Here is a 24,357-nt window from a genome sequence, read left to right as displayed (position 1 = left end):
AACGATATAGTTATGGATCACAAGATCAACCTTGCTTTACAGATTATTCCCCAGGTAGCTACAGAAAAAGTATATGCAGTGGTGGATGAAGCGATTGCTGTTATTAAAGCCTCCGGTGTAAAATACCGGGTGTGCCCCTTCGAAACAGTGATGGAAGGCACGTATGAAGAACTGATGGAAGTAGTACGCCGGACGCAGGAAGTGTGCTTTCAGGCAGGCGCTTCCCAACTGCTGGTATATATTAAAATGCAGATCCGGAAGGACCAGGATGTAACCATGGAAGAAAAGACCGGAAAATATGATGCAGCAGGTTAAATACCTGTTGACTTTCGCCTTTTCTTGCGTTATATTTATAGTACTGTAATTCTTCAACCAAAATCTAAATCTCGCCACATGAAGCTAATCTACATGATGCTGGCAGTTTGTTGTATGTATTTCCCCCAACTATTGTCAGCCCAATCAAGGACCATCACTGGTACCGTTACCGCAGCCGAAACCGGCGAAATTTTACCAGGTGTTACGATACAGATAAAAGGGACCAATAAAGGGACTACCACCGGTTCAAAAGGAGAGTATAGTATTGTGGTCAATGCTGCTGATGCTACCCTGGTGTTCCGTTATGTAGGCTACCTGCACCTGGAAGCAGCCATCAATGGACAGGCTGTGGTGAATGCTGCATTAAAGGTGGATGCCCGCAACCTGGATCAGGTAGTGGTAACCGCATTAGGGATTACCCGCAAGGACAGGGCGGTGGGGTATTCCACCCAGGAAGTGAAGGGAGCAAACCTTACCCTTACCAAAGAACAGAACGTATTGGGTTCCCTGGCTGGTAAGATTGCGGGGGTGCAGGTAGTCGGTTCTTCCGGCGCCAGCATGGGTGGTACCCAAAAGATCAAGATCCGTGGTGTCAACTCTATTAACGGGCAGGAACAACCACTGATGGTCGTAGATGGTACGCCTGTTTCCAATTCCAATTTTGGTGGCCGTAACGGGCCGGATCTGGGCAATCTGGCACAGGATATTAACCCGGATGATATTGAATCGGTTACCGTATTAAAAGGGCCTGCTGCCTCTGCGTTGTATGGGTTGAGAGGGCAATACGGCGTGGTGTTGATTACCACCAAACAAGGTGCCCGTAAAGGAGATAAAAAAGTAAGTGTGGACTTTAGTTCCGCTTTTTCTATTGAAAAGGCAGGCAACTTTATGCCCCTGCAAAATATCTATGGTGCCGGCAGCAGTCAGGAATTTCCTACAATCACAGTAAATGGGGTAGAACAACCCTATGCTTCCGGGACGGATGAAAGCTGGGGGCCTAAGATGGATGGTACACCGGTGAGGCATATGTACAGCTTTTATCCCCTGGACCCTGATTATGGCAAGCTCACCCCCTTTGTGCCACATCCGGATAATGTGAAAGATTTTTTTGTAACCGGTCATACTTTTAACAACAACATCAGCATGTCTGGTGGGGGAGAAAATACTACTTTCCGGCTGTCCTTTAATCATACAGATATTAAAGGGATCGAGCCTAATACGTGGCTGAAAAGGAATAACCTGGGCTTCAATGGTTCCTTAAACCTCACTTCAAAACTGACGGTTTCTACCAGCATTAATTATGCAAATAATAAAGGACAGCGTCCTGCTCAGGGATATTATAATGGTTCCAGAAACTTCAACCAGTGGTTTGAGCGCTCCCTGGATATGAACAAACTAAAACAGTACAAGTATGCTGATGGTACGTTCTACCACTGGAATCATGAAGATGTGGATGATCCGGATTTCCTGATAAAGCCAGGCAGCGACTGGAACAACCCCTATTTTGAAGCCTATGAAAACCTGAACAACGATGCGCGCGACAGGTTCTTTGGTAATGTAGGTCTCAGCTACGATGTGCTGCCAGGGCTGAAGATCAGTGGTGCCGTAAGAGGGGATATGTTTACCCAGGATCTCGATCAGCGTAAGGCATATGGTGGCAGGGACCTGAATGAGTATTACGAAGGGAAGTTTGAGAATAAGGAAATGAACTATGAATTACTGGCACAATACAACCGGGCATTTGGTAAGCTGACCCTGAACGCCAATCTGGGAGGCAATCTCCTGACCCAGCGTTATTCCTATATTACCGGCCGTACACAAGGTGGGCTGGCAGTGACCAACTTTTATAATATTTCCGCCTCCATAGACCGGCCGGATGTATCCAATTACCTGCGCCGTAAAGAGGTAAGAAGTGCTTTCGGTGCCGTATCCCTGGGATATGATAACATCTATTACCTGGATGCTACGATACGCCGGGATATTTCTTCGGCACTGCCCGCAGGGAATAACTCTTACTGGTATCCTTCTGTTTCCTTCAGCATGGTATTCAGTGATCTGCTCAAATGGGAACCACTTTCTTTTGGAAAGCTCAGGGTTGGTTTTGCGCAGGCCGGGTCCGACCTGGATCCCTATCAGACGTATGAATCCTTTATACTGGGAGATCCTTATAAAGCGCCGGACAACGTGACTTATCTGCCCATGTACCTGCCTAATACGCTCAATAATCCTAATGTGAAGCCTGCACTGGGCAGCTCCTTGGAGCTGGGACTGGATGCAAAGTTCCTGAATGACCGCGTAGGCTTTGGCGTTACTTATTATAATCAGCAGAATAAGAATCAGGTGCTCAATATTGATGTATCCGGCGCTATCGGATATAGCAATACAGTGATCAATGCCGGTAATATCCAGAATAAAGGAATAGAAGTAAGTGTAAATGCTATTCCTGTAAAATCAAAAATGTTCAGCTGGAATACGCTTATTAATCTGAGCAGGAATACCAGTCTGATCAAGGAACTGTATCCTGGTATCAATACCCTGGTATTGGATCAGAATACTTATTCCAGGGTGAGCGTGTATCTGAATGCTAATGTAAATGCAGCTTTTGGTACACTGATAGGTAATGCCTATGCGCGTGATCCCAAGACCGGCAAGATATTGCTGGATGCCGGCAATCTACCCATGTTTACAGAAAACCATGACTTCGGCAGTGTCTTGCCAGACTTTACTGGTGGATGGCAGAACACGTTCCGCTTTGGGGGCTTTGATCTTTCGGCAATGATTGATTTTCAATCAGGTGGCAGGTTTTTCAGTTGGACAAAGATGCTGGCAGTAAAATCCGGACAGGCAGCGGAAACAGCCGTATTGAATGATAAGGGAAAGAATGTACGGGATCCGGTAGCTGATGGTGGCGGTGTAAAAGTAAATGGCATATCCAGCATTACAGGAGAGGAGGTGACGGCATATGTAGATGCCAAGTCCTATTTCCGCACGGTATTGGGCAATTCTGTTTATGAAGAGTGGCTGTACGATGCCACCTATATTAAAATGAGGGAAATCCGTTTAGGCTATACGTTTAGTAAGAACAAGTATACAAAAATGCCTTTCAACAGCATCAATGTAGCCTTTATTACCCGCAATCCATTTATGATTCATCAGCAGGCCCCCAAAGGGCTGGATCCGTCTGAATTATCCATGGGAGCATCTTCCATCAGCTGGCTGGAAACAGGACAATTGACTTCCACCCGTTCTTTTGGCATCAACCTGAATATTTCCCTGTAAACCCGATCATCATGAAAAAGCTATCATACATATTCATAATACTGGCTGGGCTGGGACTAAACAGCTGTACTAAGTTTTCTGACAGCATCAATAAGAATCCCAACCTGCCGGACACCTTTTCCAATCCCAAGTTGCTGACATATGCCATACAAAGGCTGACCACTACCACGGAAACAAGCTATGGACTATTGTATATCCAGCACCTGTCTGAAAAAATATATACCGATGCCTCCCGGTATATTAATATCGATTTTGATTTTGCTGATTTTTATGCAGATCCGTTGATGAACCTGCGGTTCATTATCGATACCAAACGCTTCAATGATGCAGAAGGGTCCGCTAACAATCAAAAAGCGGTAGCACGTATCCTGCGGGCTTATTATTTCTGGCATATTACCGACAGATGGGGAGATATTCCATATAAAGAAGCCCTGCAGGGGAAGGCAAAAATTGATCCTGCCTATAATAGTCAAAAGGATATTTATACGGATCTTTTTAAGGAGCTGAAAGAAGCCGGTGCCCAGCTGGAAGAAGATAATCCGGCTCAGGGAGATATCCTGTATTATGGCGACAGCAATAAATGGAAAAGGCTGGCAGGCACCATACATGCATTGATGGCATTACGTTTGTCGAAGGTTGACCCGGATTGGGGTAAAGCGGAATTTCAGTCGGCACTGGCTACCGGTATTTTTGAGAATAATGCAGATAATGCTATTTTTCAGCACTTGTCAGAAACCGCATATGAGAACTACTGGTATTATGTATATACTGTACAAGGGCGCAGATGGTATTGCGTTAGCAAGCCACTGATAGATTACATGAACCCCCTGGATGACCCGCGTTTGCCAGCGTATGCCGCTACGAACAATAATGATGAGTATGCCGGGATGCCATACGGCCTGGAAGGAAAAGATGCCCAGAACATTGCTGCAGGCAGTGTCTCTTTCCAGGCATCGGGTATCCGTGCCAGAGCAGCCAAAGCATATATTATCACTTATGCACAGGCCTTGTTGGCCAGGGCAGAGGCCGCAAAACTGGGTTGGATCCCCGGAGGAGATGCCAGTGCAGCAGCAGATTATATCGCAGCTATTACCGCTTCTGTAGCACAATGGACCGGTAGTGATGATGGATTAGCAGCTTACCTGGCTCAACCCGCCATAGTATATAATCCGGCCACTGCCGTTAAACAAATTGCTTACCAGCGCTGGGTACATCTTTATATGAACGGATATGAAGCATGGGCGGAATGGAGAAGAACAGGTTATCCTACATTAACCCCGGCCCCGGATAATGGAAACAAGCCGATTCCCCGGCGACAGGGATATCCGTTGTCTGAAAGAAATATTAATACGGCCAATTATAATGCGGCAGTACAGGCGCAACCTGGCCTGAATGGGAAGGATGACCTGAATGGCAGGGTGTGGTGGGATAAACCTTAATGGAAGAAGATATAGGCGAGTATAATTGCTGCCAGTATACCTGCAAAGTCGGCGATCAGGCCACAGGCAAGGGCATGCCTGGTCTTTTTGATATTTACAGAACCAAAATACACGGCAAGTACATAGAAGGTGGTTTCTGTAGTACCTTGGATCACGCTGGCCAGTCGTCCCTGGAAAGAGTCTGCGCCATAATTCGTCAATACATCTACCATCAATCCCCTGGCACCGCCACCACTTAATGGTTTCATAAGTGCTACCGGCAGTGCGGGTACGAAATCGGTATTAAAACCCAGCCAGGCAAATAGTCCTCCGATCGCATTTACCATATAATCCATACAACCCGTTACCCGGAAAGCACTGATGGCTACCAATATGGCAATAAGGTAAGGAATGATGCGCACAGCGACCTGGAACCCTTCTTTGGCACCATCTATAAAAGCGTCGTATACATTGATTTTTTGCACCAGCCCTGCTACCAGAAAAGTAACGATAATGGCAAAGATCACACCGCCACCCAATGAGGCAGTTCGTACCCCGATTTCTGATGGTGGCATATGGCTGATCCAGAAGTAAAGGCCACCCATTAAACATAGGAAACCACCCAGAAATACCAGTACCGGTAATTTAAACAGGTTGATCCGCTGATAAAAGGACACCGTGATCATACCAGTTACAAAAGCAACAAAAGTAGCAATAAGGGTGGGGATGAAGATGTCTGCCGGGTTGGCAGCACCATTGGCCAAACGGAGGGCTATAACAGAAGTGGGAATAATAGTAACCCCTGCTGTATTCAGCACCAGAAACATAATCATGGGGTTACTGGCTACCTCCGGTTCTTTATTGATTTCCTGTAATTCCTTCATGGCCTTTAAGCCCATCGGAGTAGCAGCGTTATCCAGTCCCAGCATATTGGCCGAGAAGTTCATCATCATGGAGCCCATTGCCGGGTGACCGGGAGGTACCTGCGGGAACAGTTTGGAAAAGAACGGATTTACTGCTTTCGCAAATATGCTGATCATACCCGCTTTTTCACCTACCCGCATAATACCCAGCCATAAGGTCATTACACCTATCAGGCCCAGGGAAATTTCCGCCCCGGTTTTGGCACTACCCAGCATCCCGTTTAATACATTCCCGAAAATAGCAATATCGCCCAGTATCAGCGATTTAAAAAGGGCTACCACAAAAGCAATCAGGAAAAATGCCAGCCATACATAGTTTAATGCCATATAAATGAGTTTGCAGTATTTACCGGAAAGCAGGGCCCTTTTATGATTGGTTGCTTATCCGGGCGCCAAAATAAACAATTCCTTTGGAAAGCAAACAGGGAAAGCTACAGGTAGGCCGTCTCTGCCTGGTGGGGAATGTGGAAATACGGGCAGTTGGCAGTGGTATCCCAACTTACAATAGCTATTAGCATGGACTTTAAGGGAATAAACCCTATCTTTGCGCAAATTTTTTAAAATGGCGTTGCAAGCAGGAATTGTAGGATTGCCGAATGTAGGGAAATCAACTTTGTTTAATGCGGTAAGCAATAGTGCCAAGGCACAGGCAAGCAATTATCGTTTTTGTACCATTGAGCCGAATATTGGCCTGGTAGATGTACCGGATTTCAGACTTTTAAAACTGGAAGAACTGGTTAAACCAAACCGGGTGGTACCTACCACCATCGAGTTTGTAGATATTGCAGGTCTGGTAAAAGGTGCCAGCAGAGGGGAAGGTCTGGGAAATAAATTCCTGGCCAACATACGTGAGGTGGATGCTATTGTGCATGTAATCCGCTGTTTTGAAGACGATAATATCCTGCGGGATGAAGGAGACATTAACCCGGTATCCGATAAGGAGATCATTGATACGGAACTGCAGCTGAAAGACCTGGATAGTGTGGAAAGGAAAATGGCACGTACCGAAAAAATGGCAAAAACCGGTGGTGATCCCAAGGCTAAAAGAGAGTTTGAAGTACTGAAATTGTGTAAAGAGCACCTGGAACAAGGTAAAAATATCCGTGAACTGGGCCTGAGCAAAGAAGACAGTACTGCTATTGCAGATCTGTTTCTGCTCTCTGCCAAGCCAGTGCTGTATGTGGCCAATGTGGATGAAGCATCTATCCATACCGGCAACAGGTTTTCGCAGGCATTACAGGAATCCGTAAAGGCAGAAGGTGCACAGGTAATTGTGATGAACAATACTATTGAAGCACAGATCTCTGAAATGGAAGATCCTGCTGATAAGGAGCTGTTCCTTTCTGAATACGGCCTCACCGAACCGGGCTTAAACCGCCTGATCCGCTCAGCTTATGAACTGCTGGAACTGATCACTTATTTTACTGCCGGCGTGCAGGAAGTACGTGCCTGGACCATTCATAAAGGATGGAAAGCGCCACAGGCTGCCAGTGTGATCCACACAGATTTTGAAAAAGGCTTCATCAAAGCGGAAGTAATCGCTTATGAGGATTTCGTAAAATACGGCTCAGAAGCAGCTTGCCGTGATAATGGCCGGTTACGTATAGAAGGTAAAGAATATGTAGTAGCAGATGGGGATGTGATGCACTTCAGATTTAATGTATAATAAGGAAATAAACCACAGTACCGTCAGCCTAGCGCTGACGGTACTGTTTTAAAGCTACTTCATGTAATACATGGAGGTTACAACAAACCTGGGCTGGCCTGAATGGCCAGCCATTTTTTTGCCCTCTTATATCTCGCATAACCAGTTCCGCCCAAAAATACGGAAGCGATCCGCCAGATAACTTAACTGGCTCAAAACCCCCTGCCCATATATTTTAATGCCACTTATAGCTAAACCCTTTATAGCAAAGTGTTACATCATAGATAAGGTAGACATAAGGTAGACATAAAGTAGTGATAAAGTAGAGATAAGGTAGACATAGAGATGTCTACCTTATCTCTGCCTTATCTCTGTTTTATCATTCCTTTATTACTTAATTATATCAGGAAAAACCAGAAAGCTACCTGCAAAAATCGTAGGGATTGGCAAAAAAATAGCCCGCCGGAGCGGGCTATCTGTTTTTATCTTTCAGGAAATGAAGCCGGTTTATTGGAACAACTGGTCAAAAGTGATAGAAACATAATACACTGCGCCAATAGCAGGATTTCCCAACGACGTCGTATAGTATTTGTTCAGGATGTTGGAGCCACCCAGTTTAACCATTGCTTTGGCAGCAGGTATTTTATAGTTGATCTGGGCATCAAGTGTGCTGAAAGCAGGCACATCACCAGCGCCAAAAGTGGAGTACCAGTAGAAGGTATCCTGCCATCTGTACATGATATTAAACCCGATGTTTTTATATACATTTTTATTACCGGCATTCAGGCTGAAGCGGAATTTAGGGGTGTTAAAGTCATTCAGCAGCTCGGAGGAGGTTTGTTTAATCTTGTTATAAGATACGTTGCCGCCAAACGTCCAGTTTCTTTCTGCATAGTCAAGTCCTAATGCCCAACCCTGGGTTTTTACATCGGCAGGATCGTTTACATTGGTGGCAAAAGCCCTGGCATTGGCCAGTCCTGCTGGTGTTCCGTCGGAAGACTGCACTACAACCAGCGGAGAGATGAAATCGTTGTAAATGTTATAGTAGTAATAACCATCTATCAGCAATTTTTTTGCGATCAGCCCACGGTAGCCAATTTCGTATGCTTTTACCCGTTCAGGTTTAAGCGGGCCAAAAGTATATTGTTTCAGCTCTGCAGGGTTGCCGGTCCCCTGGAATTTTTGTACACTTTCCTGTGTATAGGCTTTATTGTTATAAAGATCGTATTTGGTGAGTATGGAAGGCAACCCGCCTATCAGCTGTACACCGGCACGGATGGGCAGATCGATGTACTGGTCCTGATTGGTAGGAATCCGGAAACCTGTTTGATAAGAAAGGCGGATGTTGTTTTCCGGTGCTACGGTCACTACTGCTGAGATACGTGGGGTAAACCTGCCATCAAAGTTCTCGTTTTTATCATAACGCACGGAACCGGTTAATTTCAGACGGTCGTTGATCAGTTTTTTACCTGCCTGGAGATAGGCGCCGTATTCGTCTATGTTAATTCCCTTATCCCCATCATCAAAGATAGTTCCGTTAGAGTGCAGGGAATACCGGCGATAAGAAGCCCCCGCCAGCAGTTCAAACACTTTTATGTGGTCTGTAAAATTGTACATGCCCTCATAATGGTACAGATTGGTTTTATCGTTAAACTTTGCCCCGTTCCGGCCTTCCCCAAATCCGATGTACCGGTTGGTGATATCGTTCTTGGCATTTTCAAACTGCGGGGTACCTGGCATAAACCGGCCCTGATCGGCGGCAGCACGGGCTGCAGCATGTGCCTGTGCATCAGATTGGCCGGCCAGCTTTGCGCCTACAAAATTGCCCACATATTGCGGAAACCATTGGGTTCTGCTGTCTTTCCAGGTTTCATTCATCAGGCTGGCCAGTGCGGTGGCGTTATAAGCTTCCCCGGAACGTTCCTGGGTAGTGTAAGCCCGCAGAAAGAAATTTTTACCTTTCAGTTCTGCTTTATACTGGCCCAGGATGAAGTTGCGTAAAGAGTACCTGTCCGTTCCTGTATATACTGTTGTCCCATTTCCCCAATTACCCTGCAAAATACCTTCCAGTTTGTCTGTAAAGCGGTAGTGTACTGCTGCCCCCAGCTTAACACTGCGGGTGCTATAGTCTACCATATCCTGCTCATTGTAACCGGTACGGGAAACGGAGGCATTGGGGATCAGGTTGTTTACTTTACCTACATAAAAAGGTTGTGTTTGCGGATTGCTGGCCAGGAAAGCATTGATCTGCTGCTGTGTGGGATTGGTGCCGGTGGCATCATGGTATTGTTTGATATACCCGGCGGTTCCCTGTGCCAGCACACCGTTCATCACATCCTGCATGTTACCGTTTATTTCATCACCGTAAACATTTACCCCGTCGTAGTTGGGATCGTCTGCATGGGAGGTGCCTGCCTTCAGTTTTTGTGCTGTCCTGTCAAAGTTCCGGTAGTCCTGTGCCTGCCAGTCTTCTGCCGACATATAAGATGCATTTATTTTAAATCCGAATTTTCCGATAGCCTTGGCATAACGGGCAGTAATATCCGGAATAAAGCCGGCAGAAGAACGTTGCTCATGTCCCACATGGTTAATACCTGCACGCAGCTGCAAACTTAGCCCCTGATAATCATAGGGATTTTTACTGGTCATCAGCAGGGTACCGTTCATACCACCCGCCCCATAGAGGGCAGAAGAAGCACCTGGCAGTAGTTCCACACTTTCCACATCCAGGTCTGAAATGCCCACAATATTACCTACCGAAAAGTTGAGCCCCGGTGCCTGCCCATCCATACCATCTATCAGTTGGTTAAAACGGGTATTACCATTGCCATTAAATCCCCTGGTGGTGATAGAGCGGAAAGTAAGGCTTTGCATACTGGATTCCACGCCTTTCAGATTAGGTAATGCATCATAAAAGCTGGGGGTAGGAATTTCCCTGATAGCCGCCACATTCAGTTTCTCAATAGAAACCGGTGATTCCAGGATACTTTCTGCCACTCTGCTGGCAGCTACCACCACCTCCATTCCCAGTATTTCGGTAGACTCCAGTTGTACATCCTGGTTGCCGCCCGCACTACTGATCCTGAGTTCTGTTGGTTTGTAACCTACATTGGAAAAAACAAGTGTAAAAGGCAATGCATGACCCGTATTGAGTTTGTAATTGCCATTGGCATCTGTAATAGTACCCGCTACGGCACCTTTGATGCTTACCGTTACCCCCGGCATGCCATTTCCGGTGGTTTTATCAGTTACTTTACCACTGACAACCGACTGCTCCTGTGCCAGCGTTACCTGCAAAGGAAGTGCAGCAAGTATTACCATTACTGTGTACAAATAAGCTTTGTAAAGGATACGTTTCATAAAGTGTGGGTTTAGAAGTGTGGGAGTTCGGTTACATTCCTGCCTGTTTTGGTTGTTTTACTAAATATAAGTAAAAAAGGCATACAGAAATCGGGTAGCTGGCACTAAAAAGCAACTCCTTTTCATGACCCTAAGAAATAAGGCGTAACATATAAATCAAGGATATTGTTGAAAGCGTATATGCTTCTGCATTAATAAGTATCGCTGAGGATCAGGTCATAGAAAATTATGCCATCCATTGTTGCAGGATCGCGCCTATTTTTTCAAACTCGATTAAAAAACCGTCATGCCCGTAAGGGGAGTCTATTTCGTGATAGGTAGCATTAGGCAGGTGGCGCTGGAGGAACTGCTGTTCTTCCGGCGGGCATAAGATATCGCTGGTGATGCCGATCAGGAGTGCAGGCTGTTTGATATGTTGCAGGGTGGCTACTGCATCCTGGTGCCGGCCTCTGGCTATATTATGGCTGTCCATTGCTTTGGTGAGGAGCCAGTAGCTTTGTGCATTGAACCGTTTTACCAGTTTGTCTCCCTGGTAGTCTATATAGGAAGAAGCCCTGAAATGGTCTGTTTTTTCTTTGTCGGGGTCCGACTGTGTCCGGACAAAGGTATGGTAGTTCCGATAGGTAAGCATGCCAATAGCACGGGCCGCTTTAAGGCCTTTCCTGCCTGCATCGGGCGTATCCTGTTCCCAGGTATTATCAGCCTCGATGGCCAGGCGTTGTGCCGTGTGAATGGCAATCCCCCAGGCGCTTTCTGCCGCACCGGTGCACAGCAGGAACATACGGTTGACAATGGTGGGTTCCGTAAGTGCCCATTCCAGTACCTGGTAACCTCCCATAGAGCCGCCGATCAGTAAATGAATCTGATTGATCTGTAAATGTGTTCTTAACAGGATATGTGCCTTTACCATATCACGGATGGTAATAGCGGGGAAAGTACGGTAGTAGGGCTGTCCTGTTTCGGGATTAATGGAAGCTGGTCCTGATGAGCCATAACAGGAGCCTAATATATTGGCACAAACGATGAAATGACGGGAGGGATCTATTACCCGGCCTTCTCCGATCAGGCCCTTCCACCAGTCGGCCACATCCGAATTGGCGGTCAGCGCATGACACACCCACACTACATTACTGCCCGCTGCATTTAATTTGCCGTAAGTATGATAAGTAATATGCAATTCCGGTAATACCCGGCCTGATTCCAATTTAAAAGGCTGAGTGCTGTGAAATGTCTGTGCGGCCAAAATCCCTTTTTTTTCGCAAACGTACATCAGAATGTTGATTAGAACAAGCATACCCCTCTGCTTTTTGCCACACATTAACTATCTTTGGCAGGTAAACCACCTACTTAACCAAGCATAATAATATAAAATCTATGAAGATTGCGTTACAAAGAATAGACGACGGATTCAACATGGAAGCAGCGGATGAAAATGGACATAAAGTGCTGATGGATTCTTCCATAGAAAATGGCGGTAAAAACAATGGCATCAGACCCATGCAAATGGTAATTATGGGACTGGGCGGTTGCTCGGCAATTGACGTAGCCATGATCCTGAAAAAACAACGCCAGGAAGTAACGGATTTTCGGATTGAGATCGACGCTGAAAGGGAGAAAGGGAAAGAGCCAGCCTTATGGGAAAGTGCACATATTATCTTCCACCTTTCTGGTAATATAGATCCCGATAAAGCTGCCCGTGCCGTGGAATTGTCTATGAATAAATATTGTTCTGTAGCAGAGACTTTAAGACGGGGAAATACCAAACTGACCTGGGAAGTGAAGTTAAATGCATAACCACACTGACCGATAATAGCTAAACGCTGATTAAATGAGCACCGAGCACCAATACCAACCGGAAACCAATGCAATAAGGATACAAACAGAAAGGACCTGGCAGATGGAGCATTCCACGCCTATGTTCCTGACTTCCAGTTTTTGCTTTGATACGGCAGAAGAAATGAGGGCTACCTTCGCAGATGAAACGGAAGACAATATCTATACCCGTTTCAGTAACCCCAATGTAGATGAGTTTGTACAAAAGATGTGTGCACTGGAAGGGGCAGCAGCAGGTTATGCTACTGCTTCGGGTATGAGTGCGGTATTTGCCAGTTTCATGGCTTTACTGAAAACCGGGGATCACCTGATCTCTGCCCGTTCGGTATTTGGCTCTACGCATACCGTTATTACCAAATTTTTGCCTAAATGGGGCATAGCATATACCTACTTTGATGTAAACCAGCCGGAAACGCTGGAAGCCCTTATCAAGCCCAATACCCGGATGATCTTTGTGGAAACACCTTCCAATCCCGGATTGGAAATGGTAGATATCGCTTATTTGTCGGGCATAGCAAAGAAACATCAGCTGATCCTCAATGTAGATAATTGTTTTGCCACACCCGTATTGCAAAAGCCTATACTGGCAGGAGCCGACCTGGTAACGCACTCGGCTACCAAATGGATAGACGGGCAGGGGAGAGTATTAGGCGGAGTAGTAGTGGGGCGACAGGACCTGATTAAGGAAATTTATGCCTTTTGCCGCAGCACCGGACCTGCTATGTCACCATTTAATGCCTGGGTGCTGAGTAAAAGCCTGGAAACCCTGCATATACGGATGGAAAGGCATGCTGCCAGTGCGCTGAGCCTGGCGCAATCGCTTGAAAGTAATCCGCACCTGCAATGGGTAAAGTATCCTTTGCTCCCCAGCCATCCGCAATATGCCATTGCCTTACAGCAAATGACAGGTGGTGGCGGAATTGTTTGTTTTGAACTGAAAGGAGGTGTTGAAAGAGGCGCAAGGTTCCTGAATGCTTTAAAGATGTTGTCGCTGACCGCCAATCTGGGAGATAGCAGGAGTATTGCTTCTCATCCGGCCAGCACCACGCATGGTAAGCTTACTGATGCAGAACGGATGGCGGTAGGCATAACGCCGGGGCTTATACGGATCTCCGTAGGACTGGAAAATGTCAGGGATATTTTACATGATATAGAACAAGCGCTGGATCACAGCAAATAAGCGCTGATTTAAGGTTTTATCCTTAACTTAATACTATGAAATCTTACGCCCATTTTCTGCTGATCTTTATTCTGGCTTTTCTGGCTGGCATGGTAATGCCCTGGTGGTCCGTAGCTGTTGTAGCATTTCTGGTTTCCTTGTTATTGGGGTTATCCCCAGGGAGGGCCTTTTCCAGTAGTTTTGCTGCAGTCTTTATGTTATGGCTGGTACTGGCATTTTTCATAGATGTCCGTAATGATCATATTCTGGCCAACCGTATGAGCCTGCTTTTTTTTGGGTTTAAGAACCCCATTGTAATAGGAGCAGTAAGCGCATTAATAGGGGGGCTTGTAGCTGGTATGGCCAGTCTCAGCGCTGCCTACTTAAGAGCGAAAAAACCGGCATAAAGATGATAACTTATCAAGGGTTGTTAAATTTGATATAAAACAATCCTTGTCTTATCCCGCTTTTAAGGCAATGGTTATTTTTGATACATGATGAAATATCTGCTGGTCCTGTATTGTTTACTCTCCACTTTTTATAGCTATGGCAGTATCATCCGTGGCCGTGTTACAGATGAAAAAGGACAACCTTTACCTTTTGCCACCGTATTGATTAAAGGTACCACTGAAGGTACTACCACTAATGCAGCAGGTCAATACCAGTTGGAAATTGCTGAAGGGCTGCACAGCATCGTTTGCCAGTTTATTGGTTACCGTAAGGAAGAAAAACAAATTACCATTATTGCCGGGGTGCAGGAGCTGAATTTTGAAATGCAGCCCGTGCGTATGCAGATCAAAGAAGTGGTCATCAAAGCAGGTGGGGAAGACCCTGCCTATGCTATTATCCGCCAGGCCATAAAGAAACGTTCGTTTTATCAGCAGCAGGTGAATGAATATACCTGTGAAGCCTATATAAAAGGTTCCTTTAAAATGAAAGAAGTGCCCAAACAATTCATGGGGCAAAAGATTGATAAAAAAGAAATGGGGGTGGATACCTCCGGGCAGGGCGTCATCTTCCTGTCAGAATCGCTTACAAAAATAGCTTTTAAAAAACCGGATCAACTCAAGCTGGAAGTATTGTCTTCCCGGCAGAGTGGGGGCGGTTTCGGATTCAGCTTTCCTACGTTCATCAGTTTTTATGAAAATAATGTAACGGCGGTACTTACGCAATTGAGCCCGCGCGGCTACATTTCTCCCATTGCAGAAAATGCATTGTTTTACTATAAGTACCGGCTGGAAGGCGTGTTTTACGAAGATGGTAAAGCCGTCAATAAAATAAAGGTGATACCCCGCCGTAAGTTTGAGCCACTGTTTTCAGGGTATATTTTTATTACGGATGATGACTGGCGCATTCATAGCACCGACCTGTTGCTAACCCAGGATTACCAGCTGGAGTTGATGGATTCTTTACGGATCCGGCAAACCCATGTACCGGTTACCCCGGAAGTATGGCGCATTAAAGACCAGGTGGTGTATATTTCTTTCAGGCAATTTGGGTTTAACCTGGGCGGCAGTTTTGTGAATGTATATACCGGCTACAATCTGCATCCACAGTTTCCACCTAAATATTTTGATAAAACGATCATGAAGTATGATACGGCTTTTGATAAGAAAAAAGTGGCTTACTGGGATAGCATCCGGCCTGTTCCGCTGGAGAAAGACGAAGTGAAAGACTTCCGGGAAAAGGACAGTACCGCAAAGGCCAACCGGGATTCGGCCATGTCCAGGTCTCACCTGGATACTTTACAGAAAAATCAAAAACCGGTAAAACTGATGGATGTTTTGTGGAAAGGAGCATCACACCGGTATTATTTTTCCAGAGATAGCAGTGTCAGCTCACATTTACTAACGATGCAGCCTTTGCTGAAACGACTACAGTATAATACGGTGGAAGGATTGGTGGTGAATATAAAACCCGCAATAACATTTGATTTGCCCGGAGCACAGCAACTGCGTATAGCCCCTTCTGTACGATATGGGTTCAGTAATACGCATTTGAATGCGGAAATGGCCATCACCTATGAACAAAATGCCCGTTTGGGAAAACGTTCAGGACATAATACCTGGACGCTTGCCGGCGGCAAACGCATCTCCCAGTTTAACAAAGCAGAACCAATTGATGCGCTGACGAATGAAGTGTATACCCTGTTGCTAAAAGAAAATTATATGAAATTATACGAAAACTGGTTTGGAGCTTTGCAATTCCAGCGCCGTTTTCAAACCAATGATGTATTAAAAGCAGGACTTACCTATGAAAACAGGATACCGGTAGAAAATACAACAGACTTTGTGATATTCCGCAATGACCGGAAAATGTTCACCCCTAATCATCCGGTAGAGTTGGCAGGGATCCCTTTTACCAGGCACCAGGCACTGGTATTTGATGTTGGATTTACCTGGCAGCCGGGACAGCGCTTCATTGAATTGCCGAACCAGAAAATGGCATTCGGCTCTAAATACCCCACCTTTGAATTGGCGTATAGTAAAGGGATACATGGCATTGCCGGAAGTGATGTAGACTTTGATAAGTGGAGCTTGGCGGTACGCGACAGGATGAATCTGAAACTATGGGGAGCCTTTAGTTACCGTATAGGAGCAGGTGGTTTCTTCAATGATAAATATGCCGCTATTCCGGACTTCCAGCACTTCAATGGTAATCAGACATTCTATAATATCAAGTACCTCAATAGCTTTCAGTTAGCACCTTACTACCAGTATAGCACTACTGCACCATTTTATGCCACTGCCAATGCAGAGCATCATTTTAATGGACTGCTTACCAACAAGATTCCCTTGTTTAACCGTTTGAAATGGAATCTGGTAGCCGGGTCGAATGCGTTCTATGTAAACCGGGACAATCACTATGTGGAAGTGTTTGCCGGTATAGAGAACATCCTGAAAATAATCCGCGTAGACGTCATCGCCGGGTATCAGAGTCAAGCTGATACACGTGTAGGCGTTCGTGTTGGATTTGGTGGTTTATTGGGAGGATTGGTCAGATTCGACAGGTAAGCAAACAACAGTGATACTAATACTAATGCTTACTTACGGCGGCTTTTAATTTCTCTGGAGCTATCAGTATCGCTATCATAGAAGAAAGCTAATACACGATACACCCAGATAGCAATGATCACGTAAACGAGATAAGTAATGTAAATAGTCATAAACAATAATTTTGGGTCCAACAATAGTGTTTACTAGGAGTGTAATTTCAAAAAGGGTGCCAAAGGAGATAACAAAAACTACAAACAAAGTTATATACAATATTTATCAAATAGCTAAATTGGAATAAATATTTATTTATTCCCAATCTGAACAATTACGGGGATAGAAATGTTATCCATATCCAGCTACAGTTAACCTTCTCCGAAGAATTGTGTTCCAATGATTTACAAAAAGCAGGATTGTTTCAATGTGATAAAAGTATCCTGAGGCAATGTGGATAAGTTTTTCTTTCAACTGCTTGCTGTTTTACCGGATACACGAAGTGACGGTGAGCCGTGTGGCAGGAAATGCCTTACTTTTTAGTACCTTTGCGCTGGATTGGCGCATCTTTATGGTGTGGAATCTGAAAATATGATATACTAAATCCCTTCATAATAAGAGGTTTAGTTGAAATTTTGTTCATCCGAGGTATGTCCTTAAAATTTCAGTTAAAAAATATGGCATTACACAACAGGGTATCAGCTGCTGAGCTAAAAGAGCGGCTGGCACAGGAAACATTTAAGCGCGTTACGATCTCCTTTTATCAATACGCCAAAATTGAAGATCCGCAAGCCTTCCGGGATCAATTGTATCCATCTTTATTCGAGTTAGGTGTTTTTGGACGCATTTATGTAGCACATGAAGGGATTAATGCACAGATCAGTGTACCGGAGCATCATTTTGAAGCTTTTAAGACCTGTCTTTACGCCATTGATTTTCTAGACGGCATCCGTTTGAATATTGCAGTAGACGATGATGGAAAGTCTTTCTGGGTGCTCAAAATTAAGGTACGGGAGAAGATCGTGGCAGATGGTATTACAGATCCCACTTTTGATATGGCCAACCGGGGGAAATATGTGGATGCGAAAGCATTTAATGAACTGACCAATCATCCCGATACTGTAGTAGTGGATATGCGTAACCATTATGAGTATGAAGTGGGACATTTTGAGCAGGCAATAGAAGTGCCTTCCGATACTTTCCGGGAACAATTGCCTATGGCGGTGGAAATGTTGCAGGATAAAAAAGACCACAACATTATTATGTATTGTACCGGGGGCATCCGTTGTGAAAAGGCATCAGCTTACCTGCTGCATCATGGATTCAAAAATGTATATCACCTGGAAGGTGGTATTATTGAATATACCAATAAAGCAAAGGCAGCCGGACTACCCGTTAAGTTTAAGGGTAAAAACTTTGTCTTTGACGAGCGGCTGGGAGAAAGGATCAGTGATGAAATAATCAGTCAGTGTCATCAATGTGGCCAGCCTTGCGATACGCATACCAACTGCAAAAATGATGGTTGCCACCTGTTGTTTATCCAATGTGAGGCTTGCGCAGCGAAACATGATGGCTGTTGCAGTGAGGCCTGCCAGCAGGTATATAATCTTCCCGAAGAAGCACAAAAAGACTTACGTAAGGGAATAGACAAGGGGCAGATGATCTTCAACAAATCGCGCCAGCGGTTAAGGCCCCGGTTAAACCAGGAGTAAATTTGTATCAATACTAAATGATTCATTACGATTCACGTGTCATAGTACCGTGGATGGTAATGGATCATTTGCAAAAAAAATCCGCCCCGCGTTGTATCTTCTCGGCAGGGCGGAGTGATTGGTGTGAAACGACAGTTTCACAACCATTCTATCAACCTATATGCGAACTAAACTTTTATAAAACATCTTTTTTGCTTTTATAAGCCCCATAGAATATTATAGGAAACACCAGTAATGTAAGGACGGTAGCAGTAATCAAACCTCCGATCACTACAATGGCCAGTGGTTTTTGTGTTTCAGAACCAATACCTTGCGAAATGGCTGCCGGAATTAATCCTATGGCTGCCATCAGTGCTGTCATCACTACAGGTCTTACCCTGGAATCTACCCCTAGCCGTATCGCTTCGTTTAGTGGCATCCGTGACTCCAGGTTCTTATGGAATACAGAAATGAGGATCACGCCATTCTGGATACAGATACCAAACAGGGCAATAAAGCCAACACCCGCAGAGATACCGAAATTCATACCGGTAATATGCAGTGCCAGGATACCACCAATGAGCGCAAAGGGCACATTCATCAGTATCAGTCCGGCATCTTTTACATTGCCCAGCATAATAAAAAGGATTACAAAAATGGCGATCAGACTGATGGGTACTACCTGGCTTAGCCTTTTAGTAGCACGTACCTGATTTTCAAACTCGCCTGTCCAGCCTACTGCATAACCTTTGGGAAGGTGGAGGTTCTTATTTACCCTGGCCTGTGCTTCCGCGATGGTACTGCCCAGATCACGATCCCGCACAGAGAATTTTACACCAATAAACCGTTTGGTATTATCCCGGTATATAAATGCGGGGCCTGTAACTGTACTGATCGTAGATATTTCCTTGAGTGGAATCTTGTTGCCATTCATGGTAGGTACCACCAGGTTACGCAGGTCTTCTTCATCCTTACGGAAGTTCTGATCATAACGGATACGTACATCGAATTTCTTTTCGCCTTCATAGAGTTGGGTAGCAGTTTTACCACCTATGGCCATTTCTATAACTGCCTGCGCATCTGCCGTTTTAACCCCGTACAGTCCCATCTTCTGTTCGTCCAGGTGCACGCTCATTTCCGGTTGGCCTACATTGCGCAAAATACCTACATCCCTTATCCCTCTTACATCCTGTATTTGCTTGATCACCTGGTTGGCCAGCTTGTCAAGTTCATCCAGGTTATCTCCGTAGATCTTTACCGCGTTGCTGGCATTGATACCGGCTACAGCTTCCGCCACGTTATCAATGATAGGCTGGGAATAATTATAAATCACTCCCTGGAACTGAGTTAGTTTTTTATCCATTTCATCTACCAGCTGATCACTGGTGATCTTACGCGTCCATTCTTCTTTAGGCTTTAGATTTACCTGACATTGCACATAATAAAAGCCAGAAGGATCTGTTCCATCATTGGATCGTCCTGTTTGGGATAATACCCCATTTACTTCCGGAAAGGAGCCTAAGATGCTACGGAACTTATGTACGAATTTGATGGTTTCATTTAACGACATGCTCATCGGCAATTTGGCTTCTACCCATAAAGCACCTTCATTTAATTGTGGCAGGAACTCTGAACCAAGGAACTTTGCAGATCCAAAGGAGAGTATCATAAAGAGAATGGCGGCCAACAGGCTTAACCGTTTGTGCCGGTAAGTCCAGTTAAAGCCATTCATCACCAGCCGGTTAAAGAAATTAACTATAGGATTATGCTTTTCCTTCACATTTTTGTTCAGCAAAATTGAGCTCAGCACCGGTACAAGCGTGAGCGTAAAGATAAGTGCTCCCAATAAGGCAAACCCTAAGGTCCATGCAAGGGGAGAGAACATCTTACCTTCTACTTTCTGAAAGGAGAAGATAGGCAGCAGGGAAATGATGATGATGAGCTTGGAGAAGAATACCGCTTTACCCAGCTCTGCCCCGGTTTTTTTGATCCAACCCAGCTTAGCCAGTTTGTTGAACCGCTCCATGCCAAATTGATGTGCTTTATGGTCGAGCATCACAAAAATTCCTTCTACCATCACCACGGCCCCGTCTATGATAATACCAAAGTCGATTGCCCCCATTGAAAGGAGGTTGGCGCTCATGCCGCGTAGTTTCAGGCAGATAAAGGCAAATAATAATGCCAGCGGAATGATAATACCTACAATCAGCGTAGTACGCCAATCGGCCATAAAGAGGAAAACGATAACGGTAACAAAGATGATCCCTTCCACCAGGTTGTGCATCACGGTATGCGTACAGTAATCCATCAGCTTATCCCGGTCATAGAATGTTTCCATTTTTATGTCGGCAGGCAATACCTTTTCATTCAGTTCATTTACTTTGTCTTTAATACGGGTAAGTACTTCGTGCGGATTTTCTCCCTTCCGCATTACTACAATCCCTTCTACAATATCATCATTGTTATCCAGGCCCACCTGTCCAACACGGGGTGCAGACGCTTCCCGTACGGTAGCCACATTTTTTACAAGTATGGGCGTACCATCCACATGCTCAACAATGATATTTTCAATATCACCGGTGTTGTTCAGCAAGCCGATACCACGGACTACATAGGCCTGGCCGTTTTTTTCAATCACATCTCCACCTACATTGACATTGCTTTTAGAAGTAGCCTCGTACAATTCCAGGGGGGTAATATTATATTTTGCCAGTTTGATCGGATCTGCGGTGATTTCATAGATCTTTTGCTGTCCGCCAAATGCTACCACATCGGCTACACCTGGCACGCTTCTCATCTGGCGGTCTATTACCCAGTTTTGGTAAGTAAGCAGATCCCTTGAATCGCGGTGGTCACTTTTAAGCCAGTAGCGGAATACTTCCCCGGTAGGCCCATATGGAGGCTGTACATCCGGTTCCACACTTTCCGGCAGGGTAATGTTGCGCAACATATTATTGACCGATTGCCGCGCAAAAAAATCGTCTACATCATCCTCAAAAATGATTTTGATCACAGATAAGCCAAACATGGTAATGGACCGTACACTTGTTTTGCGTTGCACCCCATTCATAGCAATTTCAATAGGGGTGGTGACGAACCGTTCTACTTCTTCTGCACTACGGCCATCCCATTGGGTAACGATAATAATCTGGGTATTGGTAACATCGGGAAATGCTTCAATAGGCGTATTGAGAAAGGCTACCACACCACCGATGACGAGCACCGCCAGCATGAAGAACGTAAAGAAGCGGTTCTTAAGGGAAAAGCCTACTATATTTCTGATGAATTTGTTCATAATCAGTCTGATGGTTTTAAAAAGCCAGCCTGGTCCTTACCGCCGGTTAATCATTCAGTGCATCATATATGAGCAACTGATTCTTCGATATTACTTTTTCCCCTTCCTTCAATCCGCCATTGATATAGGAAATGCCGTTGAGTGATTTTGCCACCTGTACTTCCCGGGTATCCACATTGAATTTGTCTTTGAATACCATTACATAATTTTTGCTTCTGTCGAAGATGACGGCTGTGGATGGGATAGCAATCATATCCCCACCATCTTTATAATGCAGTAATACGGTTGCAAACATCTCCGGTTTGAGTTCCATGTTTTCATTAGCCAGGCGGATGCGCACCTGCATGGTTTTGGTATCCGGGTCCAGCACATTGTACACCTTATCTATCTGTCCATGGAAAACTTTATCCGGATAGCTGATGGTGGTTACTTCTGCTGCATACCCTTCTTTCACTTTGGCGATGTCTGTTTCAAATACATTGGCCATTACCCATACATCATCCAGCTCAGATACGGTGAATATGTTCTGGCTGTTATCTGTACGGATTTCCATATTATTATTGATGTTTTTGTCAATCACATACCCGGAGATAGGAGCGGTAACGAGATAGGTAGAACCAGCGCCTTTTTTATAGATCTTAAAAATGTCGTTGATCCGGTTAATGGCAGCCTGCGATTTTTGAAGTTCGCCTTTCGCATTTACCACGTCCTTTTCCGTACTCAGGCGGCTATCATATAAGTCCTGTGCTACTTTAAGGTTCTTTTCTGCTACTGCCTGGTCGGATTTGGCTTCCGACAGTTGTTTTTCATAGTCTGCAATTTCACCACTATGGATGACTGCCAGTACCTGTCCCTTATTTACATAATCGCCCAGCTGTACCTTTACATCCTGCACATAACCACTTACCAGCGGAAACACTTTTACTACTTTACCACCATTGGGGGTTACTTTCCCGGACAAGCGCAATTCGCTTTGCACCGGCTTTACAGTAGCAGTGTCAATCGTAATATTATGGAGCATGGTGTCGCTTAACACAAAGGTGGTTTTTTCGCTATCTTCAGCATGGCCACTTTTGCAACCGCTACCTACACATACAGCCAGGAGTAAACCACTACACAATAGTATAGGCCGTATCATTGATTTATAGTTTATTGAATAATTCTTGTCCTGTTGCATAATTGAGTTCTTCATAAGCAATTACCCGGGTAGATAAAAACTTGTTAATGTTTTTGATATTATCACTGTAGCTATTGAAATAATCGATGAATTGCAGGAGGGATATATTTCCTTTGCTGAAATTCTTGGCTACTTCTCCGATCAGTGCATCATATTCCTGTTGAAACTGGTGCAGATCGAAATCCTGGTAGCGTTTTTCCAGTGCTTTTATTTTTTGATAAGCGTTTAAAACTTCGGTTTGCGCAACAGATTCCTGTTGCTGCAATAATTGCTGTTGTACCCCTGTGGTTTGTCTGGCAGCCTGAATATTGCCTTGATTCCGGTTCCATAACGGGAGATCTATACCCAGGGTAAGCCCAACAAAATGATTGATATAACTGCCTTGTTTGTCGTAAGTAGCACCCAGATGAAGATCTGGCACCGCTAATGCTTTTTGCAGGCGGTAATTAATGTCGGCCGACTGGTATTGTGCGGCTGCGATACGTACATCAGGCCGGTTTTGTACGGCACTGGCCAATAAACGGGGAAGCTGAATGCTATCCAGCCGGTAATGTGCAATCATCGCGTCATCCAGGCTGGCTGCATAAAAATCCTGGCTATGCAGCAGCTGTTGCAGGTTTTTCTGGGATTCCAGCTCCTGTTGTTTAAAATCAGCATAGTCATTTTCTAATCCTACCTGTAGCGCTTTCAGCCTTATTACATCCGCGTGGGCAACGCTACCCTTTTTATCGGCGGTGGTATAAGCGGTTAGGATTTCCTGCAGATTATCCAGTTGCGCTTTCAGCACTTTTTCTGTTTGTTGCTGGAAATAGAGGTTATAATAGCTTTGTCTGAGTTGTAGTTTGAGGGTACGTACCAGCTCATCAAAACCCGCTTCACTAAGGGTGGCATGTGCCGTAGCCAGTTGTACATTTTTATTACGCTTACCTGCCAGAAGGATCAATTGGTCGAGGTTGTATTGCGTTTCCCCTTTTGCACCTACATCAAATGGTTTGATATTATTGGTGCTGCCAAATCCCAATACCGTGGAAAAGGAGGGGTTACTCCAAAGTTTGGCTTGTTTGATAAGGGCTTTGTCTGCATCTACCTGGTAGCGTTGTGCCAGTAACAAATAGTTTTTTACCAGGAAAGTATCTTCTACAGCAGTAAGTGTAACAGGAGTTAATGGTGTTTGCGCCTGGAGTGATGATATAAAGCCCGTTCCGGTAAAGAGTAGCAATAATAGCCTGAATGTTCGCATTTGTGCCGGTTTGATAACACAAAGCTCCTGAAGCA

16 protein-coding genes are annotated in these 24,357 nt (G+C 45.0%); 9 read left to right on the top strand and 7 right to left on the bottom strand.

Features of this window, described 5'->3' with window-relative positions; translation table 11 throughout:
* Nucleotides 1-12: 12 nt before the first annotated feature.
* The 3 genes from ABR189_RS08440 (at nucleotide 13) to ABR189_RS08430 (ending at nucleotide 5,033) form a co-directional block, all read left to right on the top strand.
* Complete coding sequence (locus tag ABR189_RS08440; protein ID WP_354660033.1) at nucleotides 13-315, top strand: thiamine-binding protein; 303 nt, start codon at nucleotides 13-15, stop codon at nucleotides 313-315.
* A 78-nt stretch (nucleotides 316-393) separates the two neighbouring features.
* Complete coding sequence (locus ABR189_RS08435; protein WP_354660032.1) at nucleotides 394-3,594, top strand: SusC/RagA family TonB-linked outer membrane protein; 3,201 nt, start codon at nucleotides 394-396, stop codon at nucleotides 3,592-3,594.
* Between the two features lie 11 nt (nucleotides 3,595-3,605).
* Nucleotides 3,606-5,033 (top strand): SusD/RagB family nutrient-binding outer membrane lipoprotein, encoded by a 1,428-nt coding sequence (locus tag ABR189_RS08430; protein ID WP_354660031.1) that lies wholly within the window; start codon nucleotides 3,606-3,608, stop codon nucleotides 5,031-5,033.
* Here the strand turns inward: ABR189_RS08430 and ABR189_RS08425 are convergent.
* A complete protein-coding gene (locus ABR189_RS08425) occupies nucleotides 5,030-6,262 on the bottom strand; it encodes a nucleoside recognition domain-containing protein (RefSeq protein ID WP_354660030.1) in 1,233 nt (410 codons plus the stop codon). The two genes, ABR189_RS08430 and ABR189_RS08425, sit on opposite strands and share 4 nt — an antisense overlap.
* Before the next feature lie 235 nt (nucleotides 6,263-6,497).
* Here ABR189_RS08425 and ychF point away from each other — a divergent pair, with 235 nt between their 5' ends.
* On the top strand, nucleotides 6,498-7,601 hold the full coding sequence (ychF, locus tag ABR189_RS08420; RefSeq protein WP_354660029.1) for a redox-regulated ATPase YchF: 1,104 nt from the start codon (nucleotides 6,498-6,500) through the stop codon (nucleotides 7,599-7,601).
* A 486-nt stretch (nucleotides 7,602-8,087) separates the two neighbouring features.
* Here the strand turns inward: ychF and ABR189_RS08415 are convergent, their stop codons facing one another.
* Together ABR189_RS08415 and metX are read right to left on the bottom strand one after the other, a co-directional pair.
* Nucleotides 8,088-10,940, bottom strand: coding sequence for a TonB-dependent receptor (locus ABR189_RS08415; protein WP_354660028.1), 2,853 nt, complete (start codon nucleotides 10,938-10,940; stop codon nucleotides 8,088-8,090).
* A gap of 226 nt (nucleotides 10,941-11,166) precedes the next feature.
* A complete protein-coding gene (gene metX / locus ABR189_RS08410) occupies nucleotides 11,167-12,234 on the bottom strand; it encodes a homoserine O-acetyltransferase MetX (protein ID WP_354660027.1) in 1,068 nt (355 codons plus the stop codon).
* An 80-nt stretch (nucleotides 12,235-12,314) separates the two neighbouring features.
* Here metX and ABR189_RS08405 point away from each other — a divergent pair, with 80 nt between their 5' ends.
* The 4 genes from ABR189_RS08405 to ABR189_RS08390 all read left to right on the top strand — a co-directional run bounded on the left by ABR189_RS08405 (nucleotide 12,315) and on the right by ABR189_RS08390 (nucleotide 16,946).
* The gene (locus ABR189_RS08405) at nucleotides 12,315-12,734 is read left to right on the top strand and encodes an OsmC family protein (RefSeq protein WP_354660026.1); all 420 of its coding nucleotides are present in this window, start codon (nucleotides 12,315-12,317) and stop codon (nucleotides 12,732-12,734) included.
* A 34-nt stretch (nucleotides 12,735-12,768) separates the two neighbouring features.
* On the top strand, nucleotides 12,769-13,953 hold the full coding sequence (locus ABR189_RS08400; RefSeq protein ID WP_354660025.1) for a trans-sulfuration enzyme family protein: 1,185 nt from the start codon (nucleotides 12,769-12,771) through the stop codon (nucleotides 13,951-13,953).
* A gap of 35 nt (nucleotides 13,954-13,988) precedes the next feature.
* Nucleotides 13,989-14,339, top strand: coding sequence for a hypothetical protein (locus ABR189_RS08395; protein ID WP_354660024.1), 351 nt, complete (start codon nucleotides 13,989-13,991; stop codon nucleotides 14,337-14,339).
* 87 nt (nucleotides 14,340-14,426) lie between these two features.
* The gene (locus tag ABR189_RS08390) at nucleotides 14,427-16,946 is read left to right on the top strand and encodes a DUF5686 and carboxypeptidase regulatory-like domain-containing protein (RefSeq protein ID WP_354660023.1); all 2,520 of its coding nucleotides are present in this window, start codon (nucleotides 14,427-14,429) and stop codon (nucleotides 16,944-16,946) included.
* A 29-nt stretch (nucleotides 16,947-16,975) separates the two neighbouring features.
* Here ABR189_RS08390 and ABR189_RS08385 read toward each other — a convergent pair whose 3' ends face one another.
* Nucleotides 16,976-17,098 (bottom strand): hypothetical protein, encoded by a 123-nt coding sequence (locus ABR189_RS08385; protein WP_354660022.1) that lies wholly within the window; start codon nucleotides 17,096-17,098, stop codon nucleotides 16,976-16,978.
* Between the two features lie 498 nt (nucleotides 17,099-17,596).
* Here ABR189_RS08385 and trhO point away from each other — a divergent pair, with 498 nt between their 5' ends.
* Nucleotides 17,597-18,631, top strand: coding sequence for an oxygen-dependent tRNA uridine(34) hydroxylase TrhO (gene trhO / locus ABR189_RS08380; protein ID WP_354660021.1), 1,035 nt, complete (start codon nucleotides 17,597-17,599; stop codon nucleotides 18,629-18,631).
* 175 nt (nucleotides 18,632-18,806) lie between these two features.
* Here trhO and ABR189_RS08375 read toward each other — a convergent pair whose 3' ends face one another.
* The 3 genes from ABR189_RS08375 to ABR189_RS08365 are packed head-to-tail and all read right to left on the bottom strand — an operon-like array spanning nucleotide 18,807 to nucleotide 24,322.
* The gene (locus ABR189_RS08375) at nucleotides 18,807-21,905 is read right to left on the bottom strand and encodes an efflux RND transporter permease subunit (protein WP_354660020.1); all 3,099 of its coding nucleotides are present in this window, start codon (nucleotides 21,903-21,905) and stop codon (nucleotides 18,807-18,809) included.
* 46 nt (nucleotides 21,906-21,951) lie between these two features.
* Nucleotides 21,952-23,043 (bottom strand): efflux RND transporter periplasmic adaptor subunit, encoded by a 1,092-nt coding sequence (locus tag ABR189_RS08370; protein ID WP_354660019.1) that lies wholly within the window; start codon nucleotides 23,041-23,043, stop codon nucleotides 21,952-21,954.
* A gap of 4 nt (nucleotides 23,044-23,047) precedes the next feature.
* The gene (locus ABR189_RS08365) at nucleotides 23,048-24,322 is read right to left on the bottom strand and encodes a TolC family protein (RefSeq protein WP_354660018.1); all 1,275 of its coding nucleotides are present in this window, start codon (nucleotides 24,320-24,322) and stop codon (nucleotides 23,048-23,050) included.
* Nucleotides 24,323-24,357 lie beyond the last annotated feature (35 nt).

The organism is Chitinophaga sp. H8 (assembly GCF_040567655.1).
GTDB classification, from domain to species: Bacteria; Bacteroidota; Bacteroidia; order Chitinophagales; family Chitinophagaceae; genus Chitinophaga; species Chitinophaga defluvii.
Note: the sequence above shows the minus strand (reverse complement) of the source record. Positions and strands in the feature narration are given on the sequence as shown.